The 11,107-nt window shown below is 60.9% G+C and carries 11 protein-coding genes; 7 read left to right on the plus strand and 4 right to left on the minus strand.

What is annotated here, in order from left to right; all coding sequences use genetic code 11:
* Positions 1-550 (plus strand): molybdopterin-binding protein (locus tag ACUTJJ_RS22990; RefSeq protein WP_445543539.1); only part of this gene is annotated, 550 nt, incomplete at its 5' end.
* Positions 551-995: 445 nt separating this feature from the next.
* On the plus strand, positions 996-2,066 hold the full coding sequence (locus ACUTJJ_RS22995) for a GGDEF domain-containing protein (protein ID WP_063948861.1): 1,071 nt from the start codon (positions 996-998) through the stop codon (positions 2,064-2,066).
* 225 nt (positions 2,067-2,291) lie between these two features.
* Here ACUTJJ_RS22995 and ACUTJJ_RS23000 read toward each other — a convergent pair whose 3' ends face one another.
* The 3 genes from ACUTJJ_RS23000 to ACUTJJ_RS23010 all read right to left on the minus strand — a co-directional run bounded on the left by ACUTJJ_RS23000 (position 2,292) and on the right by ACUTJJ_RS23010 (position 5,406).
* The gene (locus ACUTJJ_RS23000) at positions 2,292-2,900 is read right to left on the minus strand and encodes a pyridoxamine 5'-phosphate oxidase family protein (RefSeq protein WP_296070172.1); all 609 of its coding nucleotides are present in this window, start codon (positions 2,898-2,900) and stop codon (positions 2,292-2,294) included.
* A 50-nt stretch (positions 2,901-2,950) separates the two neighbouring features.
* On the minus strand, positions 2,951-4,762 hold the full coding sequence (locus ACUTJJ_RS23005; protein WP_445543540.1) for a monovalent cation:proton antiporter-2 (CPA2) family protein: 1,812 nt from the start codon (positions 4,760-4,762) through the stop codon (positions 2,951-2,953).
* Positions 4,763-5,037: 275 nt separating this feature from the next.
* On the minus strand, positions 5,038-5,406 hold the full coding sequence (locus ACUTJJ_RS23010) for a gamma-butyrobetaine hydroxylase-like domain-containing protein (protein WP_063948858.1): 369 nt from the start codon (positions 5,404-5,406) through the stop codon (positions 5,038-5,040).
* A 129-nt stretch (positions 5,407-5,535) separates the two neighbouring features.
* On the opposite strand from ACUTJJ_RS23010, the gene moaA reads away from it, so the two are divergent.
* The 5 genes from moaA (at position 5,536) to mobB (ending at position 10,074) form a co-directional block, all read left to right on the plus strand.
* A complete protein-coding gene (moaA, locus tag ACUTJJ_RS23015; protein ID WP_445543541.1) occupies positions 5,536-6,585 on the plus strand; it encodes a GTP 3',8-cyclase MoaA in 1,050 nt (349 codons plus the stop codon).
* 169 nt (positions 6,586-6,754) lie between these two features.
* Positions 6,755-7,723 (plus strand): DMT family transporter, encoded by a 969-nt coding sequence (locus ACUTJJ_RS23020; RefSeq protein WP_445543542.1) that lies wholly within the window; start codon positions 6,755-6,757, stop codon positions 7,721-7,723.
* A gap of 1 nt (position 7,724) precedes the next feature.
* Entirely contained in the window at positions 7,725-8,924 is a 1,200-nt protein-coding gene (locus ACUTJJ_RS23025) for a multidrug effflux MFS transporter (RefSeq protein ID WP_144574076.1), read from the plus strand.
* Positions 8,921-9,562, plus strand: coding sequence for a molybdenum cofactor guanylyltransferase MobA (gene mobA / locus ACUTJJ_RS23030; RefSeq protein ID WP_445543543.1), 642 nt, complete (start codon positions 8,921-8,923; stop codon positions 9,560-9,562). Before ACUTJJ_RS23025 ends, mobA begins: the two co-directional genes overlap by 4 nt.
* Positions 9,559-10,074 (plus strand): molybdopterin-guanine dinucleotide biosynthesis protein B, encoded by a 516-nt coding sequence (gene mobB / locus ACUTJJ_RS23035; protein ID WP_445543544.1) that lies wholly within the window; start codon positions 9,559-9,561, stop codon positions 10,072-10,074. Before mobA ends, mobB begins: the two co-directional genes overlap by 4 nt.
* A gap of 288 nt (positions 10,075-10,362) precedes the next feature.
* Here the strand turns inward: mobB and ACUTJJ_RS23040 are convergent.
* Positions 10,363-11,107: peptidoglycan DD-metalloendopeptidase family protein (locus ACUTJJ_RS23040; RefSeq protein WP_445543545.1), on the minus strand; the 745-nt coding region annotated here is incomplete at its 5' end.

Here is an 11,107-nt window from a genome sequence, read left to right on the forward strand (position 1 = left end):
GATCATCGCCGATGACGAGGCGCTGATCCGCGCCGCCATCGCCAAGGCCGTCGCCGCCAAGGTCGACGTGCTGGTGACGCTGGGCGGCGCTTCCGTTGGCGATCATGATCTGGTGCAGGCGGCGCTGAAGGCGCAGGGCATGCAGCTCGACTTCTGGCGCGTTGCCATGCGGCCCGGAAAACCGCTGATGGTCGGCTCAATCGGTGCCATGCAGGTGTTGGGCCTGCCCGGAAATCCCGTCGCCAGCCTTGTCTGCGGTCTGCTGTTCCTCGAACCGCTCGTCCGCAGCATCGCCCGCCGCGCGCCCCTGCAACGCCTTGCGACAGCGCGCACTGCCACGGCGCTGAAGGTCAATGACCACCGCCAGGACTATTTGCGCGCGCGTGTCACCGCTGGGCAAGATGGGACGCCGGTTGCGGAGCCCTTCACGAAACAGGATTCATCGATGATGAAGATACTGGCGCATTCCGATGCGCTGATCATCCGCCCGCCCAATGCGCCGGCGCTTGCTGAAGGCGCGGAATGCACGATCCTGAGGCTGAAAGTCTGATATTCCGCCGGTACCCATGATGGGAAGCCCGATATTTGCAGCATCGGCGCGAAAAACTTCACCGCCGGCGTTGGGCCGCAAATAAAACCGTAGCATTGCTGGATCAATATCCCGTCCCGGAGGGCGGAGCGATGGAGCGCGCAACAGCAAGACGCCTATCTACTGCTCGAATGTCTCCCTGTTGCTGTTTCAAAATAAATCACATGATTCCCCTTATTGGGATTGACAGAATAAATGCGATGCTGGCAACAAGGCACGCAGTAGAGAAAAACGCTTTCCGACCCCATCAGAATTGAAATTACTTATATTTTTCAATTAAATAAGATAAAAAATGGGGAAAATCGATTTTCCTGAGACAAAAATTCATTTTCCATAGATTAAGCTTTCCAAAACGGGCTTCATCATAATAATCATAGTTGATAATTTGGCTCATTGGAGTTTCTTGATGAACACGGCATCCACCCCCAAAACATCGGGGCCCGACATTGCCGGGCAGATTGCCTTTGCGATGCGCAGCATGGGTGTTTCGCCGATCCCGCGCAACTACAGCCTCTTTTATGAAGCCTATATCGGCTCGAACCCCGCCCTCACCAAAGATCTGGCCGCGCTTGGAAACAAGATCGCGCAGGAGGATCTGGACGAGCTCTATTCCCGTTATGGCGAGGGTGGTTCCAACCACGCTGTCGACGATGCCCATGAGAAGCTGCGGCGCGAACTGGAGGCTCTGCTCGGCACGCTGAGGCGCGAACAGTCCTCCATGGCGAACTACAACAGGATACTCGGCGAAACCCGCCAGCGCATCGATGACAAGAATGCCGCCAGCAGCAACATCCTGAGAAACGCCATCGCCTTGCTCTCAGAAGCGACCGGCACGAAAATCATCGATGGCGAAAAGACGTTCAACGACGTCAACCGCCACGCCGAGGAGATGCATCAGGTCCGTCTTGAGCTCGACGAATACAAGCGCATCGCCAATACCGACTCGCTGACGCGGCTTTCCAACCGACGCGCCTTCGACGACAAGCTGGCCTCGATCTACGACAGCTCCATCGGCCTGCAATATACGACGCTTGTGCTTCTCGACATCGATCACTTCAAGCGCATCAACGACACGTTCGGCCACCCGGTCGGCGACAAGATCCTCGCCACCGTCGCCTCCGTCATCCGTGCCAATGTGCGCAAGGATGGCTTTGTCGCCAGAAGCGGCGGCGAGGAATTCGCCATCATCATGGACGGCAACACGCCGGAAGAAGTGATGGTCATGTGCGAACGCATTCGCCTCTCACTGGAAAGCACGCCCTTCCGCAATTCGCGATCGGGTGCCGATTACGGCACCGTCACGATCTCCATCGGCTTCGCCTCCGCCGCCCAGGCCACCAACCCGGGCGAGCTGTACGGCCACGCCGATACGGCCCTCTACCACGCCAAGGAAACCGGCCGAAACCGCTCCGTCTTTTACGAAGACGGCATGCAGAAGAATTACACCGGCAAAAACTGGCTGATTTATCGGACGTGAGGATGGTGGTGTGTGCACCACTATCTCCTCCGTCATGCCGGACTTGATCCGGCATCCAGTCACGGCGCGTCTGCGCCGTGAAAAAAGCCTCTTGCGATCAAGGACTTGATCGCGCTGGACCCCGGATCCAGTCCGGGGTGACGGAGTGAGGCGCTCCGTTTTCGCCAATGGCGTAAGCCATGCGAGGATTACCTCAGCGGCCCGATGGTCGGTTGTTACTGCGCCTCACCACATCGTTGCCGCTGCGCGCGCCGCCCATTCGCGGTCATAGGTCTCCTGGTCGAACTCAGCCTTTGCCGCCTTGAGCATGAGACCGGGCGTTGGCAGCGATGCCGGATTAACGAAGTGATCGGGGTTCCACAGCTCGGAGCGCATCAATGCCCGGGCGCACTGGAAATAGACCTCATCGATCGTCACCACGATAACGGTTCGCGGATGTTTGCCGTCCATCTCGAAGCTTTGCAGCAGCGCGGGATCGACGCTGACCACCGCGCGCCCATTGATGCGCATGGTGGTGTTCGAGCCGGGAACAAGAAACATCAGCGCCACCCGCGGGTCGCGCACGATGTTCAGAAGCGAATCGACGCGGTTGTTGCCGCGCCAGTCCGGTAACAGAATTGTCCTGTCATCGGCCACCCGCACCACCCCGCCCTTGTCGCCGCGCGGGGAACAATCCATGCCCTCAGGTGCCACCGTCGCCAGCGCCAGAAACGGTGACGCTTCGATCATCTGCCGGTACTCGGCTGTCAGGGCACGGGTCACCTTGGCGATCGATGCCTCGCTCGTGCCATCATAGATCGCCTTCAGTTCCTCAACCGTGCGAATGATCGTCATGTCCGCTCCAATCCCTCGAAATCATGCTCCGCCACGGAAAGGCGCAGCTCTTACTCTTCGTCGGCTTCCGCCTTTTCCCGCTCGGCCCGCTCACGCGCGGTGCGCGCCGCCACGAGGTCGGCAGGCTGGGCATTGCCGCGGATAAGCGAGCGCCCTGCATAGATGCCGCCGACGACTTCCATGGCGAAACGCTCCTCGTCGCGGTCGCGGAACTCTTCCACCAGCCGCGCTGCATCTTCCCGCTCCTCGCCCATGGCGCCAAGCACTTCCTCGCTAAAGTTCAGCGCCGATTCCAGCGTCTCGCGAATCTGGTAATCGACCCCTGCCTTGAGCAGATCGATGGCATGACCGCGGTCATAGGCCCGGGCAAGCACGGGTACCAGAGGGAATTCGTGCTTGACGATCTCCGCGATCCGAACAGCCGCTTCCTTGTCATCAACGCAGATGAGCACCGCACGCGCGGTGCTGGCGCCAGCCGCATGCAGGATTTCCGCCCGCGAGCCGTCGCCGTAATAGACCTTGAAGCCAAATTCGGCCGCATCGCGCACGAAATCGGCATCCTTGTCGATCAAGGACAGGGTGTAGCCACGCGCCAGAAGCGGCTGGCTGACGATCTGGCCGAAACGCCCGAAACCAATCAGCAAAATGCTGCCTTCGACATTTTCAGGCACGTCGAGATCGTCGGTATTGGGCACCGCCGCCGGCACAAGTCGGTCGTGCAGAATAACAATCAGCGGCGTCAGCACCATGGAGATGATAATGGTCGCTGTCAGGATGGCATTGGCCTCCCGGTCGAGAATGCCGGCGCTGACGGCGGCTGAATAAAGCACGAAGGCGAATTCGCCGCCCTGCGCCATCAGCACCGCCCGTTCCAGGCTTTCGCGCCGTGTGGTGCCGAGCGCCCGCGCCACTCCGTAAATCAGGAAAGCCTTGAGCAGCATGTAGGCGACAACGCTGACCAGCACGAGCTGCCAGTTGGACGCGATGACGCCGAGATCGATCGCCATGCCCACACCGAGGAAAAACAGGCCGAGCAAGATGCCGCGAAACGGCTCGATATCCGCCTCCAACTGATGACGAAACGAGGATTCCGACAAAAGCACGCCGGCCAGAAAAGCGCCCATGGCCATGGAAAGACCGCTGACCTGCATCAGAAGCGCCGATCCCAGCACCACCAGCAGTGCCGCAGCGGTCATCACCTCCCGCGCGCCGGAAGCGGCGAGAAGGCGGAAAAACGGGTTCAGCAGATAACGTCCGGCGAGGATGAGCGCACCCACGGCGGCAAGCGCGATGCCGATCGATGCCCAGCGTTCCGAAGCGGTGACGTGTTCCCCGCCCGAACCGAGGAATGCGACAAGCGCCAGCAGCGGCACGATGGCCAGATCCTCAAACAGCAGGATCGCAATGATACGCTGGCCTTTCAGGCTCGACATGCTGTTTCGTTCCTGCAGCATCTGCATCACGATCGCCGTTGATGTCAGCACGAAGCCGGTCCCAGCGACAAAGGACATGATGACGGGAAAGCCAAGGCTCACACCCACCAGCGTCAGCCCGCCCATGCACACCAGCACCTGCAATGCGCCGAGCCCGAAAATATCCTGTCGCATCGACCACAGCCGCGAAGGCTGCATCTCAAGGCCGATGATGAAGAGGAACATAACCACGCCGAGTTCGGCAATGTGCAGGATGGCCTGCGAATCGGAAAAGAAACCGAGACCGTAAGGCCCGATCACCAGGCCGGCCGCGAGGTAGCCCAGCACCGAGCCGAGGCCGATACGCTTGAAGATCGGCGCGGCCACAACGCCCGCCGCCAAAAGCACGACCACCTGGGCCAGATCATTTCCATTCGCTTCTACAGCCACACGCCACCCCGTTGTATTTGATCAAGACAAGGGTGCTCCCTCGCCCGGGCGATGGCAAAGTACAAACCTTCCTCCGTCATGCCGGACTAGATCCGGCATCCAGCCACGACGCGTCTGCGTCGTGAGAAACATGTCTTCTGCGATCAAGGACTTGATCGCGCTGGACCCCGGATCACTCCGGGGTGACGAAGTGCGGATGGCACTATTTTGGCAAACGCCCCGTTTGCAACATCTTTGTCATCGCCTCACGAGGGCATTTCCCCCCAATGTTTTCTCTACCGGTATCGCGGCTCCCTGCTCAAGCCCTTTTCGGCAAGCTCCCGCTCATATTCAGCAAACAGCGTCTGCCCGCTTTCACCCAGTTCCCTGAGATACTTCCATGTATAGATGCCGCTGTCATGGCCGTCATCGAAGGCGATCCGAACCGCGTAATTGCCGGTCGCGACGAGGTTGCGGATGGTGACGTCACGTTTGCCGGGCACCGTGACTTTCTGCCCCGGCCCATGGCCCTGGACTTCCGCCGAGGGGGAGAGCACGCGCAGCATCTCGGCAGAGAGCCGGTAAACGCTCCCATCATCGAAAGAAACGGTCAAATCCCGCCGGTCTTTCGACACAAGCAGCTCGGTCGGCCAGACATCACTCATTTTTCACTTCCGCACGCTCTTTATATGCGCCAGAATTACGGACTTGCCTGACAATAGGCAAGTCACTACATCATTTGGAGAGCAGAGTTCGGGCCTGCGCCCGACACAACGCGCAGTGAGGACGGAGACGTGAATAGTTTCCCCGGTTCGCTTGGAAAAGCGGAAACCCTGACGGAAAAAGCCACCCCCATGGTGGACCCTTTCGGCCGCTCCATCACCTATCTGCGCGTCTCGGTGACGGACCGCTGCGATTTCCGCTGTACCTATTGCATGTCGGAGCACATGACCTTTCTGCCCAAGAAGGATCTTCTGACGCTCGAAGAACTCGACCGGCTCTGTTCCGTCTTCATCGCGCGCGGCGTGCGCAAGCTGCGGCTGACCGGCGGCGAACCGCTGGTCCGCAAGAACATCATGTCGCTCGTCAGAAACCTCGGCCGCCACATCGAGGCCGGCAGGCTGGAAGAACTGACGCTGACGACGAACGGTTCGCAACTTGCAAAATTCGCCGACGAACTCGCCGATTGCGGCGTGCGCCGCATCAACGTGTCGCTCGATACGCTCGACCGCGAGAAGTTTCGCCACATTACCCGCTGGGGCGATATTGATCGCGTCATGGAAGGGCTCGATGCCGCGCAGGCGGCGGGCATCAAGATCAAGCTCAACGCGGTTGCGCTGAAGGATTTCAACGATGTGGAGATGCCGGAGCTGATGCGCTTCGCCCATGGCCGCGGCATGGACCTGACCGTCATCGAAACCATGCCGATGGGCGAAATCGAGGAAGATCGGACCGATCGTTATCTGCCGCTCTCGCAACTGCGTGCCGATCTCGAAAAGAACTTCACGCTCATCGACAATGATTACCAGACCGGTGGTCCTGCCCGTTATGTCACGGTGAAGGAAACCGGCGGCAGGCTTGGCTTCATCACGCCGATGACGCATAATTTCTGCGAAAGCTGCAACCGCGTCCGCCTCACCTGTACCGGCACGCTTTATATGTGCCTCGGTCAGGATGACGCCGCCGATCTGCGCACCGCGCTGCGCGCCTCCGACAGCGACGCCTATCTCTCCAGCGCCATCGATGAAGCCCTGCTGCGCAAGCCGAAGGGGCATGATTTCATCATCGACCGCACCCACAACCGCCCCGCCGTCGCCCGCCATATGAGCGTTACGGGCGGCTGAGCATTCACGCGACGTCTTTCTCGTCTACCCACCCATATAAACGGTTGAATTGCCAGCCATGCCGTGCCACGTCTCTATGCATGGAGGAATGCGTGGTCGTGCCGCGGGGGCGGCCCACATCGCCCGGCAGGGGCGGCGGGATACCGCGCATGGTCTGGGATCGTTGGGAATGGCATTGACGGATAATTCGCGCGGCGCACTTTTGATGGCGCTCGCAATGGCAAGCTTCACGGCCAACGATGCGCTGACGAAGTCCGTCACCCCCTACATCAACACCGGCCAGATCATGTTCGTTCGGGGCATCATCACCGTGGTGCTGATCTACATCGCCGCCCGCCACTTCGGCGCGTTGCGGCCGCTGAAAACCCTGCTGCGGCCCATCATCATCCTGCGCTGTCTCTGCGAGGTGACAGCCGCCGTGCTTTATCTGACGGCGCTGGGCCTCATCGAATTTTCCAACGCCTCGGCCATCCTGCAGTCCCTTCCGCTGATCGTGACGCTCGGGGCGGCGCTCTTCCTGCGCGAACCCGTCGGCTGGCGGCGCTGGGTGGCCATCATCACCGGCTTTATCGGTGTCCTCGTCATCATCAGGCCGGGCCCGGAAGGGTTTACGTCAGGCGCCCTGCTGGTCGTCGCCTCGCTTGCGGTCACTGCCGCACGTGATCTGCTGACACGGAAAATGTACGCCGACGTACCCTCCCTCGCCATCACCGTCATCACCGCCTTCGTCAACATGGCCGTGGGCGGGCTACTGATCGTGCCTTTCGGCGGATGGCAGCCAATGAACGTCGCGATCGTCTCGCATCTCGCGGCTTCGGCCATTCTCGTGCTGGTTGGTTACCAGGCCATCATCCTGGCGATGCGGACAGGCGAAATCTCCTTTGTCGCACCCTTTCGCTATACCAGCCTGCTCTGGGGTTTCATGATCGGGGTGTTCTTCTTCAATGAAAAGATCGACAGCTACACCGTCGTCGGCGCCATGATCGTCATCGGTTCGGGCCTTTATACTTTCTATCGCGAAAGCCTGCGCAAGCGCTCGCAGATGGCAAAGCGTTCGGCTGCGACGCCAACGGCGGCGACCACCGTGCGGCCCGCTTCCGTTGCAAAAGCGGCGGTAACGGAAGAGGCGGGAGAATAAAATGAGAACCAGCCGTTTCCTCGACCGGACCACTCCGCCCCATATCATCACGCTTGTTGTCATCGCCGGCGTCGCGGCGCTGTGCATGAACCTGTTCCTGCCGTCGCTTTCGGCCATGGCGGTTCATTTTCAGATCGATTACGCCGTGATGCAGTTTGCCGTGTCGGGTTATCTTGCCGCCACCGCCCTGCTGCAACTGGTGATCGGCCCCCTCTCCGATCTCTTCGGCCGCCGCCCGGTGATGCTGGCCAGCATCGCCACAATGATCGCCGCGACACTGGTTTGCATGCTGGCTCCCAACATTACCGTTTTCATGATCGGCCGCGTGGCGCAGGCCGCCGTCGTCTCCGGTTTCGTGCTCGCCCGCGCCATCGTGCGGGACATGGTGCCGATGGAGCAGGCGGCATCGATGATCGGCTACGTGACCATGGGCATGTCCGTTGTGCCGATGGTTGGCCCGACGGTCGGCGGGCTGCTGAACGACTTTTCCGGCTGGCAGTCCAGCTTTGCGCTGCTGGCGATTCTTGGCGCAGGCATTCTCGTGCTCGCCTGGTTCGATCTCGGTGAAACCAATCACAGCAGGTCGGCAAGCTTCTCGCAGCAGTTCCATGCCTGGCCGGAGCTTCTGCGCTCGCCCCTCTTCTGGGGTTATGCGCTGACCTCGACCTTCTCGTCAGGCATGTTCTTCTCCTTCCTCGGTGGCGCGCCCTTTGTCGGCAGCGTGCTTTACGGGCTGACGCCGGCCATGCTTGGCCTGCAGTTCTTTTTCATGGCCAGCGGTTATATGCTCGGCAACTTCGTCTCCGGTCGTTATGCCAGTGAAATCGGCATCAACAGAATGATGCTCTCGGGCAATGTCATCGGGATTGTCGGTATCGCCGCTGCGATCCTCTTCGTGATCGGAGGAGCGGACAGCCCTTACGCGTTTTTCGTGCCGCTCGCTTTGATCGGCGTGGGAAACGGCGTGACGCTGCCAAGTGCGAATGCCGGCATGGTCAGCGTGCAGCCGCATCTGGCGGGCTCTGCCTCCGGCCTTGGCGGCGCGATGACGATCGGCGGCGGCGCGGCCCTTTCCGTGCTTGCCTCTTCCGTGCTCACGAAAGAAGAAGGAACGTGGCCGCTCCTCATGGTGATGCTGTTAACCGGCCTTGTCGCCCTTTTCACCACCTACATCGTCAGACGGCAGGAACAGCGGCAATGATCGTCCCTCCCCGAACAATTCCCGGTCTCGTGCTGGCGGGCGGCCTTTCGCGCCGCATGGGCAGCAACAAGGCGCTGGCAACGCTGGGCGACGCGCCGTTGCTTTCCCATGTCATCCGTCGCCTGACGCCGCAGGTGAGCGATGTCACCATCAATGCCGCCGTGACGGATAAGGGCGATTGGGCGGAAAGTTTCGGCCTGCCGCTTCTGCCCGATACGCTGAACGGCCACGCTGGCCCCCTTGCGGGGGTTCTTTCCGGCATGCGGCATTTCCGCGATCGCGACACCTTCGGCAGCCATTTCATGACTGCACCCGCCGACAGCCCGTTTTTCCCGGACGATCTGGTCGCACGACTGGGCGAGTACCTGTCGGATGACGTCATTGTCATCGCCTCGTCCGGTGGCCAGCTCCACCCGGTCTTTGCGCTCTGGCCGGTGGCCCTGGGCGACGATCTGGAGGGCTGGTTGAAAAACGATGCAAACCGCCGCATCCGCGCGTTTCTCGCCCGCCATGTCACCATCGGCGTAGCTTTCCCGCCGCTTGAAACGGCCACGGGCAGCCTCGATCCGTTCTTCAACATCAATACCCCGGATGAACTGGCTCTGGCGCGTCGTCACCTGGAGAGTATGGAAACATGAGCGAGCAAAAGGTCTTCGGCATTGCCGGCTGGAAAAATTCGGGCAAGACCGGCCTTGCAGTGCGGATCGTCACGGAACTGACCGCGCGCGGCTACCGCGTCTCGACCATCAAGCACGCCCACCACGATTTCGACATCGATAAGGTCGGCGCCGACAGCTGGCGTCACCGTCAGGCGGGCGCGCACGAGGTCACCATCGTCTCCGGCACCCGCTTCGCCATCATGCATGAATTGCGCGGCGACCCCGAGCCTTCCTTCGAAGACATCCTCTCCCGCCTCGCGCCATGCGATCTCGTGCTGATCGAGGGTTATAAATACGAACCGGTGCCGAAGATCGAGGCGCGCCGGCTGGAAGCGGCCAAGACCGAACCGCTTGCGCCGCTCGATCCGCATATCGTCGCCATTGCCGCCGACCATGCGGTGACGGACACGGCGCTGCCGGTTTTCGATCTCGACGATACCGGCGCCATTGCCAATTTCATCGAGAAGACGGTGGGGCTGGTCAGAGGCTAGACACGTAGCGGCTCGACGTGACTTGGGCTGCATCCCCACATCCGTCATACCGGCCTTGAGCCGGTATCCAGCCAGCCCAAGTCCTTGGGCTGAGGAGACTCATTCCGCCGCGCAGACGCGCGTCGACTGGATGCCGGATCGGGTCCGGCATGACGGAGGAGAAAACCGCGAGAAACCAATACTCACTAAGCCCGAGGCACCCATTCCAGCACCTTTTCCGCACCCATCACCCCGAAATGAAAAAGCCGGGCTCATCACCCGGCTTCATCATTCCTTGAGACGCAATACCTATTCAAGGAAAGTGGATGGGTTCACCGGCGTCGCATCCTTGCGAACTTCGAAGTGAACCTGCGGACGCTTGGCGCTGCCGGTCATGCCCGACGTGGCGATGGTCTGGCCGCGCTGAACCTTCTGGCCGCGCTGGACGTCGAGATTGGCGGCGTTGCCGTAAACCGTGACCTTGCCGTCGTCATGACGGACGAGAACCGTGTTGCCGAGCTGCTTCAGGCCGTTGCCGGCATAGATGACGACACCGTTTTCGGCGGCCTTGATCGGCGTGCCCTCGGGAACCGAGATATTGATGCCATCGTTGCGGCTGCCTTCGACATTGTCGCCGAAATTATTGATGACCGCGCCGCGAACAGGCCAGCGATACTTGCCGATGCCGGTGGATTCCGGTGCGACAGATGCCATGTCGGCCTTCTTCTCGATATCGCTGACACTTGCGGTCGCCGGTGTGGCGGGCGCGGAGGCAGCGGGAGCCGCAGCCGGGGCCTTATAGGGCTCTGGCTTCACCGATGCGGTTTCGACAGCCTTGACTGCCGCCGCTTCCTTGGCGGGAACGGAAGCGGTCTTGATCGCATCGGTCGATGCGCCCGGCATGTTGAGCGTCTGGCCGACGCGGATGCTTTCGGTGGAGATGCCGTTGGCGGCCTTGAGAGCGGCAACCGAGACGCCGTTGGCGCGGGCGATCTTGGCGAGGCTGTCGCCCGGCTGAACCTTGTAGCCACCGGTCGGCGGCAGGGGCTTGCCG

The sequence above is a fragment of the Agrobacterium sp. DKPNP3 genome, assembly GCF_052686535.1.

What these genes read in the sequence shown, in the direction of transcription:
- ACUTJJ_RS22995 (WP_063948861.1), top strand. Translation starts at nt 996, where the DNA reads ATGAACACGGCATCCACCCCCAAAACATCGGGGCCCGACATTGCCGGG.
- ACUTJJ_RS23000 (WP_296070172.1), bottom strand. Translation starts at nt 2,900, where the DNA reads ATGACGATCATTCGCACGGTTGAGGAACTGAAGGCGATCTATGATGGC.
- ACUTJJ_RS23010 (WP_063948858.1), bottom strand. Translation starts at nt 5,406, where the DNA reads ATGAGTGATGTCTGGCCGACCGAGCTGCTTGTGTCGAAAGACCGGCGG.
- ACUTJJ_RS23020 (WP_445543542.1), top strand. Translation starts at nt 6,755, where the DNA reads ATGGCATTGACGGATAATTCGCGCGGCGCACTTTTGATGGCGCTCGCA.
- ACUTJJ_RS23025 (WP_144574076.1), top strand. Translation starts at nt 7,725, where the DNA reads ATGAGAACCAGCCGTTTCCTCGACCGGACCACTCCGCCCCATATCATC.
- mobA (WP_445543543.1), top strand. Translation starts at nt 8,921, where the DNA reads ATGATCGTCCCTCCCCGAACAATTCCCGGTCTCGTGCTGGCGGGCGGC.
- mobB (WP_445543544.1), top strand. Translation starts at nt 9,559, where the DNA reads ATGAGCGAGCAAAAGGTCTTCGGCATTGCCGGCTGGAAAAATTCGGGC.